Raw genomic sequence first — 20,270 nt, 5'->3', positions numbered from 1 at the left:
TCGCTCTTTTCGGGCGGCGTTCAGAGGGCCGGGCGGCTAATTCGTATCGTGTGAATGATCGCGCGCGTCTTCAACATGGCAGTGCATGTAGCAAGGCCGGGCGCGCTTGGGAAGAACATGGATGCCGCGCGCCGCATGCCAGAAGCAGGGCGGCTCAGATGCCCTTCTGGTTTACGCGCTTCGACAGCTCTTCCGCGCTCTCGACCCGCTCCGAGTAGCGGTCGGTGAGCGCCGCCGAGCGGGCGCGGGTCATATAGGTGAACTTCACCAGTTCCTCGCAGACATCGACCACCCGCTGGTAATAGGCCGAGGGCAGCATGCGGCCTGCCTCGTCGAATTCGTTGAAGGCTTTTGCGACCGAGGATTGGTTGGGGATCGTCACCATCCGCATCCAGCGCCCGAGAATGCGCATCTGGTTCACCGCGTTGAAGCTTTGCGAGCCGCCGCAGACCTGGAAGACGGCGAGCGTCTTGCCCTGGGTCGGGCGAACGGCACCGAGCGAGAGGGGGATCCAGTCGATCTGCGCCTTCATGATGCCGCTCATCGCGCCATGGCGCTCGGGGCTGAACCAGCCCATGCCCTCGGCCCATTGGGCAAGTTCGCGCAATTCCGCGACCTTCGGATGATCGGTCGGCGCGTCGTCGGGAAGCGGCAGGCCGGCGGGATCGAAGTTTCGCACTTCACAGCCGTACCAAGCGAGCAGGCGTCCGGCCTCCTCTTTCAAAAGCCGCGAATAGGATCGCTCGCGCGTCGAGCCGTGCAGCAGGAGGATGCGCGGAGGGTGGCCGGGATCGTTCGCCGGGGCGAAGAGCGCCGGGTCGATCGGCCTCAGCTGGTCAGGATCGATATGCGGCAGGTCGGAAAACGCGATATTCTCAAACGTCACGCCTTGGCTCCGCCTGTGACGACGACCTCGCCGTCCTCCTTCGTGAAGCTCTTCACCACGCCATCCGGCAGCAGTTCCAGCACCTCTTCGGACGGCCGGCAGAGTTTTGTACCACGCTCCGAAACCACGATCGGCCGATTTATAAGGATGGGATGCTCCATCATCGCGTCGATCAGCTGGTCGTCGCTCAGGCTATCGTCGGCGAGGCCGAGCTCATCATAGGGCGTGCCCTTCCGGCGAAGGAGCGCTCGCGGGGTCATGTTCATGTCGCAGAGCAGCTCGACGAGACGCTCCCGGCTCGGTGGGGTCTTCAGATATTCGATCACGTCGGGTTCTTCGCCGGCCTCGCGGATCATCGCGAGCACGTTGCGGGAGGTGCCGCATTTCGGGTTGTGGTAGATCGTGATGGTCATGGGACTTCGCTTTCGGGGGATTGCCGGCCCGTCAGTCACGCTTATCCGCTGCCATCGAAAACCGGATGGTCAGCTTCTGGCCGGGATTGAGGAGCCATTCGAAGAGGATGACGGCGAGGACCGCGCCGATGCATTGCGCCAGGATGAAGCCCGGAACATCGAGCGGGCGGATGCCGGAGAATGTGTCGGTGAAACCGCGCGCGATCGCGACGGCCGGATTGGCGAAGCTCGTCGAGGCGGTGAACCAGTAGGCGGCGGTGATGAAAAGCCCGACCAGCCAGGGGATGGTATGCGGAGCGAAGCGCAGCCCGCCGAGAATGAAGCCGACGAGACCGAAGCTCGCCACGATCTCCGCCCACCATTGGGAAAGCCCGGTGCGCGTATGGCCCGACAGCATCAGCGGCGGAAGCTCGAACATCAGGTGGGCGGCGATGGTGCCTGCGATACCACCTGCGATCTGCACGGCGACATAGGCAAGCGCTGCACGCACGCCGATCGCGCCGCGGAGCCGCATCGCTAATGTCACGGCAGGGTTGAAGTGCGCACCGGAGATCGGTCCGAAGACGGTAATGAGGACGACGAGGATCGCGCCGGTCGCGATCGTATTGGCGAGTAGCGCGAGTGCGACATCCTCCGTCAGGCGCTCGGCCATGATACCGGAGCCGACGACGGCGGCGACAAGAATGCCGGTCCCAAGCGCCTCGGCGGTCAGCCGGCGCGGCAGATCGAATGTCAACGTATCGCTCATGCCGGCCCGGTCATCCTCTTATCCTCAATCCCAAGCGGGATTGGCGGCGATGGGGCTTGCGCCGTCCATCGTGCCGATCGTTTCCATCGCGTATCTGAGCGCGCTCTTCGTCATGTTCTCAACGGGCAGGGAGCGGAAGGCGAGAATGCGCGCCTCGATGTGGGTGAGCGCGGCGCGAAAGGCCGCCCGCTGCTCCTCCTCGCTGCCCTCGACGCGCGAGGGATCGGCGATCCCCCAATGGCCCCGCGCCGGCGCGCCCGGCCAGACGGGGCAGCTCTCGCCGGCCGCGTTGTCGCATACGGTGATGACGAAATGCATGTCAGGCGCATCCCGCTCGGCGAAGGTATCTCAGGATTTCGATTTCAGCCCGGCGGTCGAATAGCCGGCCTCTTCGAGCGTTTCGAGCGCCAGCCGATGGATCTTGCCGCTCGGGCTGCTGCCGGCCGAGAACGCGTCGAAGCGATCCTCGCATTCGGCGTTCATGACGGCCTCGGCGAGAACCGAGCGTGCGGAATTGTGCGTGCAGAGAAAGAGGACGTTCCTCATCGCGCGGAGGCCTTTCGGTTGTCGCAGGATGAGGCAGCTTCTAGGGGTTCGGCACCATAGCCGCAAATCTCCGGCCGGCCGCCGCAGCAATCCTCCGTCAGGAAATTCAGAAGCCCGCGCATCACCTCGAAATTCGCCGCATAGCGGATCTTCCGGCCGTCCCGCCATGACTGAAGCAAGCCCGCCCGATCGAGCGTCGCCAGATGAAAGCTCATGCGCGTCGGCGCGATGTCGAGCGCCTCCGCGATCGCCCCCGATGCCATGCCCTCCGGCCCCTGTCGCACGAGCAGGCGAAAGGCCGAGAGGCGATCTGCATGGGCAAGGGCTGCAAGCTGTTCGACGGTGCGCGCGGTTTCCATGGCGCATTACTACAAGAATGCTTGTAGAGTTGCAACGACGTTCCAAACGGCTTGGCCGCAGAATTCCTCAGATTGCTCAATCGTCAGGGTTTGGAATGTTCAGCTGCTCGCCGCAGGCCTTGCAGTAGACGGCATCGGGGTCGTGCCGCTGCAGGCCGCAATTCGGACACTGGTATTGGACCTTCGGCGGCTTGAAGACCGCCTGCGCCAGATTGAAGAACAGTGAAATCCCGATGATCATGATGATGATCGAGACGAACTTGCCGCCGGGCCCGTCGAGCGTGATGTCGCCATAGCCGGTCGTCGTCACCGAGGCGACCGTGAAATAGAGCGCGTCGAGATAACCCGCGAGTCCCGAGGTCTGGCGGAAGAAGAAGGTGTAGATGAAGCCGGTTGCCAGGAACAGGAAGGTGACGAGATTGACGACCGCCTTGAGCGCCAGTTCGTACTCGGCAAAGCGGGAGCGTCTCAGCGGCCGCCAGAGCATGCCGCTGCGCGAGAGCGACCACAGCCGGACGATCCGCAGAAAACCGAAATTGATGAACGTTGCGGGGAATATCAGCGTGATGAGGATCAGGACATCGAGCAGCACAAACGGTTGGCGAACCCAACGCTTCAGATTTCGGGTCGCGACCGCGCGTGCGCCCATGTCTGCCGCGAGAATCACCGCGACCGCATAGTCGATCGGCAGAAAATATTCCGTACCTCGAATGATCGGCGATACGACGAACAGAGCGATAATCGCCAGATCGACGGTTAGAATGACCGCCTGAAACCGAACCGCCGGCCGGCTTCGTCCGTGATAGAGCTTGCGAAGCTTGAGCCGCATCCGCCCGAACGCGGTGCGGCGGGTCTCGCGCACCGGTTCGCCGGAATCCTCCTCCGCTTCCTCCTCGCTATCCCTTTCAGGGCATGCGGCGTCCGCAGTTTTTTCCTCATCGCCGGCCTCGAACGAATCATTTTCGACCGGAGGCTCTTCGTTCTTGTCGTTATTGCCGGTCTCGGAATTCGCCATCCGGTCGCTTTCTTCCGCTCTGGACAACGCCCTTGCATGGTAAGCAACGGCACCGCATCGCTGATAGTGAGTGAGGTGGAAGAAAACACGCCCACCACGTCAGCGAGGAGATACGTCGATGGTGTCCGATGACCACCCGTGCCAGCCAAGGATCGAGATTTTCTATTGCACCCAATGCCAGTGGCTGCTGCGCGCTGCGTGGATGGCCCAGGAGCTTCTTTCCACCTTCGGCACCGATCTTGGTGGCGTCACCCTGCGCCCCTCGACCGGCGGGCACTTCGAGATCACCTATGAGGGCGAGACGCTCTGGGAGCGCAAGGCCGATGGTGGCTTTCCGGAAGCCAAGGTCCTGAAACAGCGGGTCCGCGACCGGCTCGACCCGGACCGCGACCTCGGCCACAGCGACCGGCCGGGCCGAGCTTGAATTCCAACTGCGCCATAACCTGTCTATAACGCTACATGACAAGCTCTGGCGTGGTTCTTGGCGCTTTGGACGATTTGTGAGCGGGCAGAGCGGCTCGACGAAGGGGAACATCGCAAACTTTGACCCGGGGGGGCGGCGAAGGCCCGGTCGGTGGCGGACAGCGGTGCCCCGAGCGAATCAGACCTGGGCCATGGATTTTTACACGACCAGATGGCGACAGGCCGCAAACTCCGCATCCTGACGGTCGTCGACACCTTCTCGCGCTTCTCGCGGGTGATCGATCCGCGCTTCAGCTATCGGGGCGAAGGCGTCGTCCAGATGCTGGAACGGATCTCTTCCGAAGTTTGCTATCCTGACGCGATCCGGGTTCGGAGTTTATCTCCGGCGACCTCGACCTCTGGGCCTACCAGAAGGACGTCATTCTAACTTCTCACGACCGGGAAAGCCGAGCGACAACGCGTTCATCTTGCGTTGGGGCAATCAATTCACTGGATCGATTGCGTTTCCCTTCTCACCTTCAAAGGCAAATACCGGACATTCGCGACAGAGACAGCGCACATCAACTGCGCGAGGCCGTTCTGGTGCTACCCTTTGTAGAGCCCAGCCACCTTTGCCCTCAACTGAACCAGCGCCAGCACCGTGTCGATTGTCGGAGTCGGCGTGTCCGTGATGCGGCCTAGTTCCTGGACCGATGTGACGAGGGCGTCGATCTCCATCGGCCGGCCGGTGTCGAGATCCTGGAGCATCGAGGTGCGGTGGGCGCCGACCTCCGCGCCGCCGTCGATGCGGCGGTCGACGTCGATGGGGAATTTCACGCCGAGTTTTTCGGCGATCTCCTGGGCCTCGAGCATCATGTTCCGCGCCACCGCGCGCGTGCCCGCGTCGGTGCAGAGGACGTCGAGCGTCGCATGGGTGAGGGCCGAGATCGGGTTGAAGGAGAGATTGCCCCAGAGTTTGACCCAGATCTCGTCGCGGATCTTCGGCCGAACCGGCGCCTTCAGGCCGGCGGCCGTCAGGGCTTTCGACAAGGCCGTCGCCCGCTCTGACTTCGACCCATCCGGTTCGCCCAGCGAAAAGCGGTTGCCCTCGATATGTTTGACGACGCCGGGCTCAATCACCTCGGCGGCCGGATAGACGACGCAGCCGAGTACCCGGTCCGGACCGAAGCCATTCCACTGCCTGTCGCCCGGATCGACGGTCTGAAGGCGCGTGCCCTCGTGTTCACCGCCGCTCTTGTGGAAGTACCACCACGGAACGCCATTCACGCCCGAGACGATCGTCGTGTTCTCTCCGATCAGGGGCTGCATTGTGTCGACGACTGGCGGTACCGAATGGGCCTTGAGCGTAACGATGACGTAGTCCTGTGGACCGAGATCGGCCGGGTTCTCGGAGGCCGTCACGTCGACGACGGTCTCCTCGCCCGCCTCGATCAGCTTGAGGCCGTTCTCCCGCATCGCCTTCAGATGCGGCCCACGCGCGACGAGACTGACATCGGCGCCCGCCTTGGCGAGCTTGACGCCCATATAGCCGCCGATCGCGCCGGCACCGAACACGCAGATCTTCATGATGTGTCCTCGCAGTCCTGCCTTACGCGCCGAGACCCAGCTTGTCGGCAAGGCCGATGCGTTGCAGTTTGCCGGTCGCGCCCTTCGGAATTTCGTCGAGAATCACGACCTTGCGCGGCACCTTGAAAGGAGCGAGCCGTTCGGCGGCGAAATCGCGGATCTCGCGCTCGCCGGCTTCCTTGCCTTCCTTCAGGACGACCGCAGCCGCAACCTCCTCGCCCAGCTTGTCGTGTGGCAGCGCGAAGGTCACCACCTGTGCTACTGCCGGGTGATCGGAGATGATGCCGTCGACTTCGAGCGGGCTGATCTTCTCGCCGCCGCGATTGATGATCTCCTTCAACCGGCCCGTGAGGGTGAGATATCGATCTTCGTCGAAGACGCCCTGATCGCCGGTCCGGAACCAGCGCTTGCCGTCCGCTTCGAAGAAGCTCTTGGCGTTCGCGTCGGGATTGCCCTCATAGCCGGGCGTTACGTTGGGTCCGGAGATCACGACCTCGCCTGTCCCGTCGATGAGATGATCGTCCACCTCGTGCGCGATCGCGACTTCGGGACCTGCCGCCAGACCGACGGCGCCGGGTTTCTGCTTGCCGGGCTCGATCGGGTTGCAGCACATCTGGTGCGTTGCCTCGGTCATGCCGTAAGCTTCGACCACGGGTGCGCCGAATGTCTCGAAGAGCTGCTTCATCACGGCGCCAGGCAGGGAAGACGAGGAGGAGCGCAGGAAGCGCAGCCGCGCCTTGCCGATCACCTCGGTGTTCCGGCTCGCACGGGCGAGGATCGTCTGGTGCATGGTCGGCACCGCCGTGTACCAGGTCGGATCGACCGCCTCGAGCCAGCCGAAGAACTTCAAGGCATCGAAGCCCGGTGTGCAGGAGATCGAAGCGCCCGCGGCGAGAGACGTCGTGACCGCAGCGATGAGGCCGTGGATATGGAACAACGGCATCAGGCCAAGACAGCGATCGTCCGGCGTCAGTTGAAGGGTCTTCTGGATATTCTCTGCCGATGCCGCGACATTGGACTGAAGGAGCGGCACGATCTTCGGGCGCGATGTCGTTCCCGACGTATGGAGGATCAGGGCGACATCGTCCGGGCCTGGGCGGCCATCGGGCGCCGCTTCGATATTCGTGTCGGCCGTCGTGAGAGAGAAGCTCCCTGCCGGGCCCGCGGCGTCCGATTGGAGCTCGATGACGGTCAGTCCGAACTTATTCGCAGCGCTTTTGGCGGGGCCTTCATATCCCGCTTCGACGATGATCGCCTTGGCCTTCAGGTCCTCGAGATAGAAGGAGAATTCTTCTTCCTTGTAGGCTGGGTTAAGCGGCGCCGTCGTCGCGGACTGAGCGACGGTAATGAACGAGACTGCCATGTCCGGACCGTTCGGCAAAACGATCGCAACGCGATCCTGAGCGCCGACACCCGAATTCCGCAGAGCCTGGCGGACCGTTTCGGTCTGCTCCCGAAGCGCTCCATACGACATCCATTCGCGCCCCGGAGCGCCGATCGCAGGAGCCGTGTCGGGATGGGGTTGGATCAAGTCTGCAATGGTCTGCGCCATGTTTCTCTCACTCTAGGGAACTACGTCACCGCCGACGGTGGGAGAGACGTAGACAAGATGCTCTCATATGAAAAGAGACGAGACACCGTACCATGGAATTATCCCGGTATGCCGCGTTTAGACTATGGTACAGCATGCGCAAAAGCTTGGCCCAGATCGGCCGTTGCTATCGATTGATTTCATGAGAACCAGTCAGGGCCGAAGTCCTTGATTGCCCTTCAAGAAAGCGAACGACAACCTCTTGATCGTCATTCGTCAAAGACGGGTCATCCACGACCACATCGCTCCACGTCAGAGCACGGAAGAATGATGTTATCCCGCCTGCCACTCGCGGACCACTTCGAGCGGATAGAGCAACATAAGGACGTTGAGCGTGAGATTGTCGCGGATGACGACGGCGGTGAGGATCTCGAAACCGATGGCAAGGCAAACCGTCACCGCGACCGGCAGCCGCGCTGCCAGAAGAAAGCCGACGATCATGAAGCTGGCGTCTGACATGGAGTTCAGAACGCTGTCGCCGAAATAGTCGAGCGAGATCGTGGCCTCGCGGTAGCGTTGGATCACCGCGTTCGTGTTCTCCGCGATTTCCCAGGCGCATTCGAGAAGCGTGGAGGCGATCAACCGCGCCCCGAGAGGCCATCTGCGCGCGACGACGTGGAAGAACCCGTAAAACAGGAAGCCATGAATGATGTGCGAGGGCGTGTACCAGTCCGAAAGGTGCTGGGAATTGCCTGGCCCGTAGGCGTTTCCGTACCAGAGGGAAATATAGCCGCACTCGCAGATCGGCACGCGGCCCATGGCAAGAAGCGTCGCCGCGGTCGCCGCGAGGATGACGAGGACCACGAACCACGACCGAAGATCGACGCCGAGGACGCGCCGCTTGCTCATGCTTGCCATGTTAGGATGATCCGGTGCCGGCTTGTCAGGTGATCACGTCCGGCTCGGTCCGGCCCGTCCTCTTCCTGATCTCGCCCACGGAGTCGGCAATCGAGATCAGCTCCGACAGAGCCTCGCCGGGGTCCTGGCCATGCTTGTCCGGGTTGCCCTCGTAACGCTCGATGTAGACGCGAAGGGTCGCGCCCGCCGTGCCCGTGCCGGAAAGGCGGAAGACGATCCTCGCGCCGCCCGAAAAGACGATCCGCACGCCTTGTCCCGTCGCGACCGAGCCGTCGACCGGATCCTTGTAGGAAAAGTCGTCGGCCTCGGAGACCACCAGAGACCCGAAGCGCTGGCCGGCCATGGAGGCGAGGCGGTCGCGCAGGGACTCCATCAGGCCCTCGGCCTTGTCCTTGTCGATCTCCTCGAAATCGTGACGCTGATAGAAGGTGCGGCCGAATTCCGACCAGTGGCTCTCGACGATCGCCTTCACGCTCTCGCGGCGCTCGGCGAGGATGTTGAGCCAGAGAAGAACAGCCCAGACGCCGTCCTTTTCACGCACATGATCCGAGCCGGTGCCAGCCGATTCCTCGCCGCAGATCGTCACCTTGCCGGCGTCGAGCAAATTACCGAAATATTTCCAGCCGGTCGGCGTCTCATAGGCCCCGATACCGAGCTTCTTGGCGACGCGGTCCACCGCCTGGCTCGTCGGCATGGAGCGCGCGACGCCGGCGATGCCCTTTTTATAGGCCGGTGCGAGATGGGCGTTCGCCGCGAGGACGGCGAGGGAGTCCGACGGCGTCACCACAATGCCGCGGCCGACGATGAGATTGCGGTCGCCGTCGCCGTCGGAGGCCGCGCCGAAGTCAGGCCCGTCTTCCTTCATCAGGTCTTCGATGAGATCGGCGGCGTAGACTGCGTTCGGGTCGGGATGGCCGCCGCCGAAATCTTCCTTCGGCTCGCCGTTGATGACGCTCCCCTTCGCCGCGCCAAGGCGGTTTTCGAGGATTTCGGTCGCGTAAGGGCCTGTGACGGCGTGCATGGCGTCGAAGCGGAGCCAGAAGCCCGATGCGAACAGATCGCGGATCTTGCCGAAATCGAAGAGTTCTTCCATCAGATCGGCATAATCGGCGACCGGATCGATCACCTCCACCACCATATCGCCGAGGGAGCGCTCGCCGATGGTGTCGAATTCCGGAGCCGGCGCGGAGTAGATGCGGTATTCCTTGATCGTCCGGGTCTTTTCGTAGATCGCCGAGGTGATGCGCTCGGGAGCCGGTCCGCCGTTCTCGATATTGTACTTTATGCCGAAATCGCCCTTCGGCCCGCCGGGATTGTGGCTCGCCGAGAGGACGATACCGCCGGCCGCGCCACGCTTGCGGATGAGGTTCGATGCCGCCGGTGTCGACAGGATACCGCCCCGGCCGACGATCACCCGGCCATAACCGTTCGCCGCCGCCATGCGGATCGCGATCGCCACCACGTCGTGGTTGAAGAAACGGCCGTCGCCGCCGATCACCAGCGTTTCCAGATCGCCCTTGCCGACGGTGTCGAAGATCGCTTGCAGGAAGTTCTGGACGTAATTTTCCTGCTTGAAATGCGGCACCTTCTTCCTGAGTCCCGACGTGCCCGGCTTCTGGTCGTCATAGGGTTTGGTGGCGATCCTCTCGATCATCGGGCGTCATCCTTCATCACATCGCGATAGAGATCGGCGTAAAGCTTCGCACTCGTCGTCCAAGATACGTCGTTCGCCATCGCCGCCTCCTGCATTCCGCGCCATTCGTCTGCGTTCTGGTAGATCTCGATCAGCCGGTCCACAGCTGTCAGTATGGAATCGGGACTCGCGTCGTCGAAAATGATCCCGTTGGCGCAGCCGGTGTGGCGTGCCGCATAATTGGCGTCGATCACCGTATCGGCGAGACCGCCGACACGCGAAACCATCGGAATGCAGCCGTATCTGAGACCGTAGAGCTGGGTGAGGCCGCAGGGCTCGAAACGCGAGGGAATGAGGATGGCGTCGGCACCGGCCTGCACGCGATGGGACAGGCCCTCGTCATAGGCGATGCGCACGCCGATCTTCTTGCGATGGCTCACCGAGAGCTTCTGGAAGGCGCCCTCGATCTGTGCATCGCCGGTGCCCACGACGACGAGGCTTGCGCCCTTTTCGACGATAGCCTCGGCGACCTCGGCAACGACGTCGAGCCCCTTTTGCCAGGTAAGCCGGCTGACTATGGAGATGACGGGACCTTCTGTGGGTTCGAGACCCATTTCCGAGATGAGCGCATCGCGATTGGCAGAACGCCCTTCGAGCTTGTCACGCCCGAAATTCCGGGCGACGCGTTCGTCGTTCCGGGGATCCCAGGCCGTGGTATCGATGCCGTTGACGATGCCGGAGACGGCGTTTCCGCGCTGGCGCAGCAACCCGCCGAGACCCATTCCCCCTTCGTCGGTCAGGATTTCCCGCGCGTAGGTCGGGCTCACTGTCGTCACGCGGTCCGCGGCGAAGATGCCGCCCTTCAGGTAGCTCACATTGCCGTAGAACTCGACGCCGTCGATCGAAAAGGCATCCTTGGGAAGGCCGAGCTTATCGAAGATCGTCGGTGGGAAATTGCCTTGGAAAGCGAGATTGTGGATCGTCAGCACGGTCTTGACCGACCGGTTCTCGGCAAAGGCCAGATAGACCGGCGCGAGCGCGGCCTGCCAGTCGTGCGCATGCAGGATATCCGGCTTGTAGCCCTTGATCGCGCCCTCGGCGATCCTTGCGGCGGCGAGCGAGAACGCCGCGAACCGGTGCCAGTTGTCCTCGTGATCGTATCCGAAGGCGGTGAGGTAGGGTCCCCCTTCGCGGTCGTAGAGCGGCGGGGCGAAGAGGACCAAGAGATCGAGCCCGTCGATCTCGACCGCCCTGATCTCGGCTTTGATGCCGAGAAGGTCATCGAACCTTGCGACGGTCTTGCCCCGGCCGACATGCTTCAGGACGGACGGATAACCTGGCATCAGGGTCTTCATCGACACGTCAGCGGCTTTGAGTGCGCCGGGCAGGGCACCGGCGACATCCGCGAGACCACCGGTCTTGATGATCGGATAGACCTCGGAGGCCACGGACAGGACTTGAAGGCTCATGGCCAATGACTTTCAGATTTGTCAGCACGCCCAGTGGCGGAGTTGGAGCGCCGACCAGATGTGAGAGATGCGTCCGGCGCGCTCTTTTTCCAACCAGGCGTCTAGTGTTCAAGTCCAAGTTTATCGATCATCGGCTTGGTGACGAGGCAAATGCCGTTGTCCGTGCGCCGGAACCGCTTCGCGTCCAGCTCCGGATCTTCGCCGATGACGAGACCGTCCGGAATTTGGACGCCGCGGTCCAGGATCGCGTTCTTGATGCGGGCGTGTCTACCGATCCGGCATTTCGGGAGCACGACCGCGTGGTCGAGCTGCGAATAGGAGCGCTGGCGCACGCCCGTGAAGAGCAGCGAGCGGTTGAGAGATCCGCCCGAGATGATGCAGTCGCCCGAAACCAGCGACGAGGTCGCGATGCCACGCCGGCCGTCGATATCATGCACGAATTTCGCAGGCGGCACGATCTCGGCATAGGTCCAGATCGGCCAGTCGCGATCGTAAATGTCGAGAGGCGGGACGACGTCGGTGAGATCGATATTGGCCTGCCAGTAGGCGTCGATCGTTCCGACGTCGCGCCAGTAGGCTTCGTTGGTCGGTTCATTTTCAGAGCGCACGACGGAGCGATTGTAGCGATGGGCGTAGGCACCGCCCTTCTTGACGATCTTCGGGACGATGTCCTTACCGAAATCGCGTGAGGAGTTCGGATCGTTGGCATCCTCGCGCAGAGCGTCCATCAAAAACTTCGTCTCGAAGACATAAATGCCCATGGAGGCGAGCGCGGTATCCGGCCGGCCGGGCATTGCCGGCGGGTCCTTCGGCTTTTCCACGAAATCGGTGATCTTGAAGCTCTCGTCGACATGCATGACGCCGAAGCCCGTCGCCTCCATGCGCGGCACCTCCAGGCAGCCGACCGTCACGTCGGCCCCTGAGTCTACATGGCTCTGGAGCATGATCTCATAGTCCATCTTGTAGATGTGGTCACCGGCGAGAATCACCATGTATTTCGGCGCATGGTCCTCAATGATCTCGATGTTCTGATAAACCGCGTCGGCGGTGCCGGCATACCACTGGGTCTCCGAGACTCGCTGGGAAGCGGGCAGGATGTCGAAGCTTTCGTTGCGGCCGGGCCTCAAGAAATTCCACCCGTTCTGGAGGTGACGGATCAGGCTGTGCGCCTTGTACTGGGTGGCGACCCCGATGCGGCGGATACCTGAATTGATGGCGTTCGACAGGGCAAAATCGATGATTCGCGTCTTGCCGCCGAAATAGACTGCGGGCTTGGCACGGGTATCGGTGAGTTCCTTCAGTCGGGAGCCTCTTCCGCCGGCCAACACATAGGCCATGGTGTCACGCGAGAGCGGAGCGGGTCGCCTCTGGTCCGTCATTGAATGATTTCCTCCCTGTTTTGCTGGCCAGAGCCGAATGCCGCGTCACGTTCCGCTCGATCCCCCCGGAACCTGACCCGACGCCTTCGTGCGCCGTCCGCCTTGGTATGAAAGGGATGGTAGCGCGAAAACGCGCGCAAGCGATAGGAAGCGGTAACGACGGAGCGGGAATCTGCACTTCGGTATTTGGAAGGGCCGCCCAAGACGCTCTTGCGAGGAGTTTCACTCCGCGCTGCGTTTGCCGAAATCGAGCGTGATTTTTGAGGGGCTCGACGAAGCGGCGCCTCGAACGGACATAAGCGTCGCCTGCTTAAGCTGTATCGATAGCTCACTCGTAAAGGCCACAGTCCGGGGTTGCGCTTCGGATCTGTGCTGGCGACGACAGGAGGTTGTCCGCGCCGTTACGCCTTCCCGCTTCACCGCGTGAGCTCTCAGTGCTGCGTCCATATTGGTCGCAACGCCGAGCGAGCGCTATCGCCCGCTCGGCTGATTATTGTCGGATGAGGGTCAAACCGCCCCCGGTCCTGCCTGCCAGATATCCTTGGCGTATTCGCGGATCGAGCGGTCCGAGGAGAACCAGCTCATGCGGGCCGTGTTGTGGACGGTTTTCGCCTGCCACTCCTTCGGCCGGCGATAGAGGCTGTCGAGATGGCGCTGCATGTCCCAATAGGCCTGGAAGTCGGCGCAGATCATCCACCAGTCGTTGTTGTAAAGGTTGGAGACGAGGCCGTGATAGCGGGCCGGCTCTTCCGGCGAAAAGAGGCCGGACGAGATCGCATGCAGCGCCTCGCGCAGGATCGGCGTTTCCTCGATGATCGAGCGGCCCGAATGGGTCTGTGCCCGGCGCTCGGCCACCTCGGGCGCGGTCAGGCCGAAGATGAAGATGTTTTCGTCGCCGATATGGTCCTTCATCTCGACATTCGCGCCGTCGAGCGTGCCGATGGTGAGCGCGCCGTTGAGGGCGAACTTCATGTTGCCCGTACCGGAGGCTTCGAGACCGGCCGTCGAGATCTGTTCCGACAGGTCCGCCGCCGGCATGATGATCTCGGCGAGCGAGACGTTGTAGTTCGGAATGAAGACAACCTTCAGGAGGTCGCGCACCACCGGATCGGAATTGATCAGCCGCGCGACGTCGTTGGCGAGATGGATGATCTCCTTCGCCTGAGCGTAGCTCGGCGCGGCCTTGCCGGCGAAGATCTTCACGCGCGGGGTCCAGTTGCGTTCGGGATGCGACCTGATCTGGTCGTAGAGTGCGACCGCCTCGATGATGTTCAGAAGCTGGCGCTTGTATTCGTGGATGCGCTTCACTTGAATGTCGAAGATCGCGTCCGGATCGACCTGCAGGGCCATCCGCTCGGAGATGAGGTGCGCGAGCTGCGCCTTCTTCTGGCGCTTCACAGCGCCGAACTTCTCGACGAAGGCGGCATCGTCGGCGAGGGCGTCAATATCGCGGATCTTGTCGATATCATCGAGGAATCCGGGTCCGATCGCATCGGTGATCAGCTCGGTGAGCTCCGGATTGCACTCCATCAGCCAGCGCCGGGGCGCCACGCCGTTGGTCTTGTTCTGAATGCGGTCGGGGTAGAGCTTGTGCAGGCTGTGGAAGACCGTTTCCTTCATCAGGTCGGTGTGGAGCGCCGAGACGCCATTGACGGCATGTGAGCCGACGAAGGCGAGCTGGCCCATGCGCACGCGGCGTCCATTGCCCTCGTCGATCAGCGAGATCGCGGAGATTTCCGGGCCCTCGAAGCCCTTTTCCTGCGCGGCGTGACGGATCACTTCGGCGTTGATGGTGTAGATGATCTGCATCTGGCGCGGCAGCAGGCGCTCGAAGAGATGGATCGGCCAGTGCTCCAGCGCTTCGGGCAGAAGCGTGTGGTTGGTGTAGCCGCAGGTGGCGCGGGTGATTTCCCAGGCCTTCGCCCATGGCACGCCGTGAACGTCGACGAGGAGGCGCATCAGCTCGGCGATCGACACCGCCGGATGAGTGTCGTTCAGCTGGACAGCGACTTTGTCTGCGAGGGTCTCGATCGTGCCGTGGCGCTTCAGATGCCGCTTGATCACGTCTTGAAGCGAGGCGGAGGAGAAGAAGTATTCCTGCCGCAGCCGCAGTTCCTGGCCGGCTTGGTGTGAATCGGCGGGATAGAGGACGCGGGTGATCGCCTCGGCCTTGTTCGATTCCACCAGCGCGCCGATATGGTCGCCCTGGTTGAAGGCATCGAGCAGGATCGGGTCGACCGCCTGCGCGCTCCACAGGCGCAGCGTGTTGATCTGTTCGCCGCGCCAGCCGACCATTGGCGTATCGAAGGCGACGGCGAGAACGCGTTCGCCCGGCCGCCAGACCTGGCGCGGCGGCTTGCCGGTCTCGTGGATCGTGTTGACCGTTCCGCCGAAGCCGATCTCGTAGGAGGCGTCGCGTCGCTCGAACTCCCACGGATTGCCGTGCATGAGCCAGGTCTCGGGCAGCTCCACCTGCGCGCCTTCCGAAATTTCCTGCCGGAAGAAGCCGTGCACATAACGGATGCCGTAGCCGTAACCGGGGACGCCGGTGGAGGCCATGGACTCCATGAAGCAGGCGGCGAGACGGCCGAGACCGCCATTGCCGAGGGCGGCGTCCGGCTCCAGAAGCTCGACCATGTCCAGCTCGACGCCGTATTTGGCAAGCGCGTCGGTGATCGGCTGGGTCAGCTGGAGATTGTTGATCGCATCGCGCAGAAGACGCCCGATGAGAAACTCCATCGATAGGTAGCAGACTTCCTTGCCGCCTGTCTCCTCGATGCGATTGCCCGAAGCGAACCAGCGGTCGATGATCCGGTCGCGCACGACGAGCGTCGTTGCCCGCAGCCAATCGTATTTGCGCGCCTGATCGGGATGCTTGCCGATCGAGTAGGTCATCTTTTCGAGGATCTGCCGGGCAAGTTCCTCGGTATCGTTGGAGCGTGGCTCGTGGACCGGAGCTTCGATTTCTTTCGTCGCTGACATGGGGGTGTTACGTCCTTCTCATGGTCTGGATCGCCGCGACGAGGCCGCGCGTCGAGCCGTCACGGCTCCCGGCGTCCTGTTCACCCGTCACGACCGGAACGAGGTTCTTGGCAAGCTCCTTGCCGAGTTCGACGCCCCATTGGTCGAATGCGTTGATGCCGAAGAGCTGGGCTTCGACGAAAACGCGATGTTCGTAGAGCGCGATCAGCCTCCCGAGCGTGCGGGGGTCGAGCTGCGCGTAAAGGATGGTGATCGAGGGCCGCTCGCCGGGGAATACCCGGTGCGGCGCGATCCGATGGGCTTCGTCGGGCGAGGCACCGCCGTCGAGAAGCTGGCGCCGCGCCTCTTCGAGCGTTCGTCCGATCATGAGAGCTTCGGACTGGGCGATGCAATTGGCGAGTAGGAGGTCCTGATGGACTTTCATCTTCTCGCTCTCGTGCGCATTCGCCGCGACGAGGAATTCGACCGGAATGACATCCGTGCCCTGATGGATCAGCTGGAAGAAAGCGTGCTGGCCGTTGGTGCCGGGCTCACCCCAGGCGACCGGTCCTGAAATCTCAACGGGCTCGCCGTTGAGACCCACTCGCTTGCCGTTCGATTCCATGTCGAGCTGCTGGAGATAGGCCGGAAAGCGGGACAGGCGCTGATCGTATGGAATGATCGCGCGGGTGGGGCAGTCCATCGCCACCCGGTGCCACCAGCCGGCGAGGCCGAGGAGAACTGGGAGGTTCTCGCCGAGGGGGGCAGAGCGGAAATGCTCGTCCATCTCGTGAGCGCCCGCCAGGAATTCACGGAATTTCTCCGGGCCTATCGCGATCATCAGCGGCAGGCCGATCGCCGACCAGATGGAATAGCGCCCGCCAACCCAGTCCCAGAAGCCGAAAGTGCGATCTTCCGGAATGCCGAAGTCCTCGACCTTATCGAGCGCCGTCGAAACCGCCGCGAAATGGGTCTCGACCGCATCCTCGCCGAGTTTCGCGACGATCCAGTCGCGCGCGGTCTGCGCGTTGGTCATCGTTTCGATCGTCGTGAAGGTCTTCGAGGCGACGATGAAGAGGGTCGTTTCAGGATCGAGGCCTGCGATTGTATCGGCGATGTGCGCGCCGTCGACATTTGAAACGTAATGGAGGTTTGGGCCGTCGTGATAGGGGGCAAGCGCCAGAGTCGCCATCGCTGGGCCGAGATCGGAGCCGCCGATGCCGATATTGACGACGTCGGTGATCGCCTTGCCGGTCGCGCCATGGGCCTCGCCGCTGCGCACGGCATCGGCGAAGAGCGTCATCTCCCACCGAACCGCCTGCACGGCATCGCCCACCGGCTCGCCGTCCGACTTGAAGCCGTCACCCGGCTTGGCGCGGAGTGCGACATGGAGGACGCTCCGGCCTTCGGTTTCGTTGATCTTCGCGCCGGCGAACATCGCGTCACGCTTGGCTTCGACCTCTTTCTCGGCGGCGAAGTCGAGTAGCGCGGTGAGCGCGTCTGCGTCTATCGCGGTCTTCGACAGGTCAAGCAGAAGGTCGTCCTGGCGGAAGGACATCGCCTCGAACCGCTTCGGATCGTCCTTGAACAGGGATTGAATGCCCGCTTTTTCGGCTCGGGCTGCGGCGGTCGCGATCGCGTCGGAATACAAGGCTCACTCCCTCGTCTGGCTGCGCGTCATGCTCCGACGAAGTACCACGCGCGATGCCCCAATCCTACCCGATCGCCAGACAGTTCGCGAAATGGCGGGGTTCCAGGACCGACGGCTACGATCCTCTTTAGAACGGGAACCTGCCTGACGTCGAGGCGATCACAAGCGAGCCGTGCCGCTTTTTTCGGCAAATTTCGCCGGACTTTCGGATGGCCCGCGCCTCTTTCTCGAAGGCGCGAGCCGGATAGTGCTTTTCAGTTCAGCAGCTTATCAGTCAGCGTGCGGCGTTTCAGCCAGTCACAACATTTACGCAATTGCCCACCTTGCCTCTCAGTCCCGCGTGACGGTCTTGGCATTCATGAAGGCCCGTATGCCCTCATGCGATAGTTCGCGACCGTACCCAGACCGCTTCACGCCGCCGAAGGGGAGAGCGGGATGGGAGGCCGTCATCCGATTGATATGCGTGCCGCCCGTGTCGAGCTCGCGGATGAAGCGCTCCTGCTCGCTCTTGTCTTGGGTAAAGACGGAACCACCGAGGCCGAAATCCGAATCATTGGCGAGTTCGATCGCTTCGTCGATCGAGCCAATCTTGAACATGATGGCGCAGGGGCCGAACAGCTCGTCGCGATAGGCAGGCGCATTTTCAGGCACGTCCGCGATGATCGAGGGCTTAAAGAAAAAGCCCGGTCCCTCCGGTGCCTTTCCTCCAGTGACCAGCTTTGCGCCTGCCGCGACCGATTGGTCGATCTGAGATTTGAGGTCTTCCACGCCCTGCTTCTGGGCGAGCGGCCCCATATCGGTGCTGGCATCCATGGGATCGCCGAGCTTCATCGCATCGACCTTGGCCTTGTAGCCTTCGAGATAGCGGTCGTAGACATCCTCGTGGACGATGAAGCGCTTGGCCGCGATGCAGCTCTGACCATTGTTCTGCATGCGGGCGGTGATACCGACATCGATCGCCTTGTCGATATCGGCGGATGGCATGACAATGAAGGGGTCGGAGCCGCCAAGCTCGAGGACGGTCGTCTTGATCTCGGCGCCGCTGGTGGCGGCGACGGCCGAGCCCGCGCCCTCGGACCCGGTGAGCGTCGCGGCGCGGATGCGGCGATCCTTCAGGATGCCGTCTACCTTCTTCGACGAGATGAGGAGCGTCTGGAAGAGACCCTGCGGTCCGCCAGCATCGAGGATCACGCGCTCTATCTCCAGTGCACAGCGCGAAACGTTTGAGGCGTGCTTCAACAGGCCGACATTGCCGGCCATGATGGCCGGAGCCGCAAAGCGCAGGCACTGCCAATAGGGAAAATTCCACGGCATGATCGCGAGGATCGGCCCGATCGGCAGATAGGCGACGAAGTTCTCCGAGGCCGGGCCACCGGGGCGGTCCTCGTTCGCGATCATCGCCGGGCCGTGCTCGGCGTAATAGCGGCAGGCGAGGGCGCATTTTTCGACTTCGGCGACCGCTTCCTTGTAGCGCTTGCCCATTTCCTGGGTCGCGATCTTGCCGAGTTCCTCCTTTCGGGACTCCAACTCGTCGGCGATGCTGTTCAGAAGGGAAGAGCGATCATCGAGGCTGGAAGTGCGCCAGTCGCGATAGCAGAGATCGGCATTGGCAATGGCCCGATCGATATCGGCATCGGAATGCTCGGCATATTCTTCAATGATCTCGCCCGTTGCGGGATTGATACTGGTCGGCATGGCGCGCCTCGTTCGAACTTTTTTTGTTTGAGGACCGGCCGGGCCGATCCGGGTCAATGCTCTCGGAAGCGGTCCGGTCTCGAAAGTCCATCCGGTTTATACGAAGGTGCCTTCCGCAGCGTCGATCTGGGCGCGGGTATCCTTCGCGCCCTCTGCATGGGGGTCGTCCTTCAGGACCTGTTCGAGCGACTGCTTCCATTCGTGGAGAATGGTCTTTTTCTCGGCGACGGAAAGGTTCGCGTCGGCCGCGACCGCAGCAGGGCTGCCATAGGTGCCGTGATCCGGGTGTTCGAAACGGATGGTCTCGCTCATCGGGAGCGCTCCTTCTTATCTCGCCGCGCGGCTGAACCGCACGGGCTGTCTTTGTCTGAAGACTCAACGCGAAGGAGCGGGAAAGGGTTCGTAGCGGTGACGAAAGCCGGCCAACGGATCCCTGCCGAAAGAGGCAGGACCGATCGCATCGAGCATTCTTCGAAAACGGGAGGCGCGGGGACGTCAGACGATGAAGTCGAAGCTGCCGCGCCCGGCGCTCGCATCGAACGCGACGAGGAGATCGCTGCGGAAGATGCCGTCCCGCGGGTTCTGCGGGACGCGCGGGAAATAGAGTTGAGTCGTCAGGATGCGGCCACCGCGCGGTTGGACGCGCACATGAATGTGCCGCGTACGGCCGGGATAGAGACCGGGCAGGATCGTCTCCAGCCGCCAGCGCCCGTTCCCATCGGAGAACTGGTGGCCGCGCAGGCGAAAGCCGGAATTGTCGTAATTGCCGTTGGCGTCGGCCTGCCAGAAGTCGAGCTTCGCGCCCGAGACCGGCTGACAATCCTGGCCGAGAACCTGACCGTAAAGAAGGATTGGCTGTCCGCCTGCCGTATCGCGCGTCATGTCCGTCTTGCGAGGCGAGCCCGATGAGAAGAAAGGGCCTTGCGTTTGCACCGGCGTCTGCGTGTCGCCGCCGCAGGCAGGCGTCTGGGCGAGATAGATGTTGTCTGCGCGGGCCTGCCGCACGGTATAAGGTGCCGCGATGGCGGTGACGAGGCCCGCCGTGAAGAGGCGGCGGTTGAGATCGCGCTGGGGCAT

The 20,270-nt window shown here is 62.6% G+C and carries 17 protein-coding genes and 2 pseudogenes; 2 read left to right on the top strand and 17 right to left on the bottom strand.

The window, feature by feature from the left end; genetic code table 11:
- Positions 1–154: 154 nt before the first annotated feature.
- The 6 genes and pseudogenes from arsH to ABRA89_RS10460 form a co-directional block, all read right to left on the bottom strand.
- Positions 155–886: an arsenical resistance protein ArsH gene (gene arsH / locus ABRA89_RS10485; RefSeq protein WP_349941406.1), complete on the bottom strand. Its 732-nt coding sequence runs from the start codon at positions 884–886 to the stop codon at positions 155–157.
- Complete coding sequence (gene arsC / locus ABRA89_RS10480) at positions 883–1,299, bottom strand: arsenate reductase (glutaredoxin) (protein ID WP_349941405.1); 417 nt, start codon at positions 1,297–1,299, stop codon at positions 883–885. The genes arsH and arsC overlap by 4 nt, the downstream gene beginning before the upstream one ends.
- A gap of 31 nt (positions 1,300–1,330) precedes the next feature.
- Positions 1,331–2,047 (bottom strand): MIP/aquaporin family protein, encoded by a 717-nt coding sequence (locus tag ABRA89_RS10475; RefSeq protein ID WP_349941404.1) that lies wholly within the window; start codon positions 2,045–2,047, stop codon positions 1,331–1,333.
- Positions 2,048–2,071: 24 nt separating this feature from the next.
- Positions 2,072–2,593 (bottom strand): annotated as a pseudogene (locus ABRA89_RS10470) (arsenate reductase ArsC).
- A complete protein-coding gene (locus ABRA89_RS10465; protein WP_349941403.1) occupies positions 2,590–2,952 on the bottom strand; it encodes an ArsR/SmtB family transcription factor in 363 nt (120 codons plus the stop codon). The pseudogene ABRA89_RS10470 and the gene ABRA89_RS10465 overlap by 4 nt, the downstream one beginning before the upstream one ends.
- A gap of 76 nt (positions 2,953–3,028) precedes the next feature.
- Positions 3,029–3,967, bottom strand: a complete 939-nt coding sequence (locus ABRA89_RS10460; RefSeq protein ID WP_349941402.1) for an ion channel — start codon at positions 3,965–3,967, stop codon at positions 3,029–3,031.
- A gap of 118 nt (positions 3,968–4,085) precedes the next feature.
- On the opposite strand from ABRA89_RS10460, the gene ABRA89_RS10455 reads away from it, so the two are divergent.
- Positions 4,086–4,391 (top strand): Rdx family protein, encoded by a 306-nt coding sequence (locus ABRA89_RS10455; RefSeq protein ID WP_349941401.1) that lies wholly within the window; start codon positions 4,086–4,088, stop codon positions 4,389–4,391.
- A 175-nt stretch (positions 4,392–4,566) separates the two neighbouring features.
- A pseudogene (locus ABRA89_RS10450) lies at positions 4,567–4,878 on the top strand (DDE-type integrase/transposase/recombinase); the annotation flags it as partial.
- 97 nt (positions 4,879–4,975) lie between these two features.
- On the opposite strand, the gene ABRA89_RS10445 reads toward ABRA89_RS10450, so the two are convergent.
- The 11 genes from ABRA89_RS10445 to ABRA89_RS10395 form a co-directional block, all read right to left on the bottom strand.
- A complete protein-coding gene (locus ABRA89_RS10445; protein ID WP_349941400.1) occupies positions 4,976–5,956 on the bottom strand; it encodes a 2-dehydropantoate 2-reductase in 981 nt (326 codons plus the stop codon).
- Between the two features lie 22 nt (positions 5,957–5,978).
- On the bottom strand, positions 5,979–7,508 hold the full coding sequence (locus ABRA89_RS10440) for an acyl--CoA ligase (protein ID WP_349941399.1): 1,530 nt from the start codon (positions 7,506–7,508) through the stop codon (positions 5,979–5,981).
- A gap of 312 nt (positions 7,509–7,820) precedes the next feature.
- Entirely contained in the window at positions 7,821–8,396 is a 576-nt protein-coding gene (locus tag ABRA89_RS10435) for a DUF2585 domain-containing protein (RefSeq protein ID WP_463671277.1), read from the bottom strand.
- Between the two features lie 34 nt (positions 8,397–8,430).
- Positions 8,431–10,059 carry an alpha-D-glucose phosphate-specific phosphoglucomutase gene (locus tag ABRA89_RS10430; RefSeq protein WP_349941397.1) on the bottom strand — a complete coding sequence of 543 codons (1,629 nt, stop codon included), beginning with the start codon at positions 10,057–10,059 and terminating at the stop codon, positions 8,431–8,433.
- Entirely contained in the window at positions 10,056–11,507 is a 1,452-nt protein-coding gene (glgA, locus tag ABRA89_RS10425) for a glycogen synthase GlgA (protein WP_349941396.1), read from the bottom strand. Before glgA ends, ABRA89_RS10430 begins: the two co-directional genes overlap by 4 nt.
- 101 nt (positions 11,508–11,608) lie before the next feature.
- Complete coding sequence (gene glgC / locus ABRA89_RS10420) at positions 11,609–12,886, bottom strand: glucose-1-phosphate adenylyltransferase (protein WP_349941395.1); 1,278 nt, start codon at positions 12,884–12,886, stop codon at positions 11,609–11,611.
- A 507-nt stretch (positions 12,887–13,393) separates the two neighbouring features.
- The gene (locus ABRA89_RS10415; RefSeq protein WP_349941394.1) at positions 13,394–15,868 is read right to left on the bottom strand and encodes a glycogen/starch/alpha-glucan phosphorylase; all 2,475 of its coding nucleotides are present in this window, start codon (positions 15,866–15,868) and stop codon (positions 13,394–13,396) included.
- 7 nt (positions 15,869–15,875) lie between these two features.
- Positions 15,876–17,498: a glucose-6-phosphate isomerase gene (gene pgi / locus ABRA89_RS10410; protein WP_463671275.1), complete on the bottom strand. Its 1,623-nt coding sequence runs from the start codon at positions 17,496–17,498 to the stop codon at positions 15,876–15,878.
- Positions 17,499–17,828: 330 nt separating this feature from the next.
- Positions 17,829–19,193: an NAD-dependent succinate-semialdehyde dehydrogenase gene (locus ABRA89_RS10405; protein ID WP_349941393.1), complete on the bottom strand. Its 1,365-nt coding sequence runs from the start codon at positions 19,191–19,193 to the stop codon at positions 17,829–17,831.
- A 96-nt stretch (positions 19,194–19,289) separates the two neighbouring features.
- Positions 19,290–19,505 carry a hypothetical protein gene (locus tag ABRA89_RS10400; RefSeq protein WP_349941392.1) on the bottom strand — a complete coding sequence of 72 codons (216 nt, stop codon included), beginning with the start codon at positions 19,503–19,505 and terminating at the stop codon, positions 19,290–19,292.
- 183 nt (positions 19,506–19,688) lie between these two features.
- Positions 19,689–20,270: a dioxygenase family protein gene (locus ABRA89_RS10395; protein ID WP_349941391.1), complete on the bottom strand. Its 582-nt coding sequence runs from the start codon at positions 20,268–20,270 to the stop codon at positions 19,689–19,691.

It is taken from the genome of Fulvimarina thalattae (assembly GCF_040239565.1).
GTDB lineage: Bacteria > Pseudomonadota > Alphaproteobacteria > Rhizobiales > Rhizobiaceae > Fulvimarina.
This window is presented reverse-complemented; position numbering and strand designations above follow the sequence as displayed.

Coding starts and splice junctions, on each gene's coding strand:
- glgC (WP_349941395.1), bottom strand. CDS start 12,886: ATGACGGACCAGAGGCGACCCGCTCCGCTCTCGCGTGACACCATGGCC.
- ABRA89_RS10430 (WP_349941397.1), bottom strand. CDS start 10,059: ATGATCGAGAGGATCGCCACCAAACCCTATGACGACCAGAAGCCGGGC.
- ABRA89_RS10445 (WP_349941400.1), bottom strand. CDS start 5,956: ATGAAGATCTGCGTGTTCGGTGCCGGCGCGATCGGCGGCTATATGGGC.
- glgA (WP_349941396.1), bottom strand. CDS start 11,507: ATGAGCCTTCAAGTCCTGTCCGTGGCCTCCGAGGTCTATCCGATCATC.
- ABRA89_RS10435 (WP_463671277.1), bottom strand. CDS start 8,396: ATGAGCAAGCGGCGCGTCCTCGGCGTCGATCTTCGGTCGTGGTTCGTG.
- ABRA89_RS10400 (WP_349941392.1), bottom strand. CDS start 19,505: ATGAGCGAGACCATCCGTTTCGAACACCCGGATCACGGCACCTATGGC.
- ABRA89_RS10460 (WP_349941402.1), bottom strand. CDS start 3,967: ATGGCGAATTCCGAGACCGGCAATAACGACAAGAACGAAGAGCCTCCG.
- ABRA89_RS10395 (WP_349941391.1), bottom strand. CDS start 20,270: ATGCCCCAGCGCGATCTCAACCGCCGCCTCTTCACGGCGGGCCTCGTC.
- ABRA89_RS10475 (WP_349941404.1), bottom strand. CDS start 2,047: ATGAGCGATACGTTGACATTCGATCTGCCGCGCCGGCTGACCGCCGAG.
- ABRA89_RS10415 (WP_349941394.1), bottom strand. CDS start 15,868: ATGTCAGCGACGAAAGAAATCGAAGCTCCGGTCCACGAGCCACGCTCC.
- ABRA89_RS10465 (WP_349941403.1), bottom strand. CDS start 2,952: ATGGAAACCGCGCGCACCGTCGAACAGCTTGCAGCCCTTGCCCATGCA.
- ABRA89_RS10440 (WP_349941399.1), bottom strand. CDS start 7,508: ATGGCGCAGACCATTGCAGACTTGATCCAACCCCATCCCGACACGGCT.
- arsC (WP_349941405.1), bottom strand. CDS start 1,299: ATGACCATCACGATCTACCACAACCCGAAATGCGGCACCTCCCGCAAC.
- ABRA89_RS10405 (WP_349941393.1), bottom strand. CDS start 19,193: ATGCCGACCAGTATCAATCCCGCAACGGGCGAGATCATTGAAGAATAT.
- ABRA89_RS10455 (WP_349941401.1), top strand. CDS start 4,086: ATGGTGTCCGATGACCACCCGTGCCAGCCAAGGATCGAGATTTTCTAT.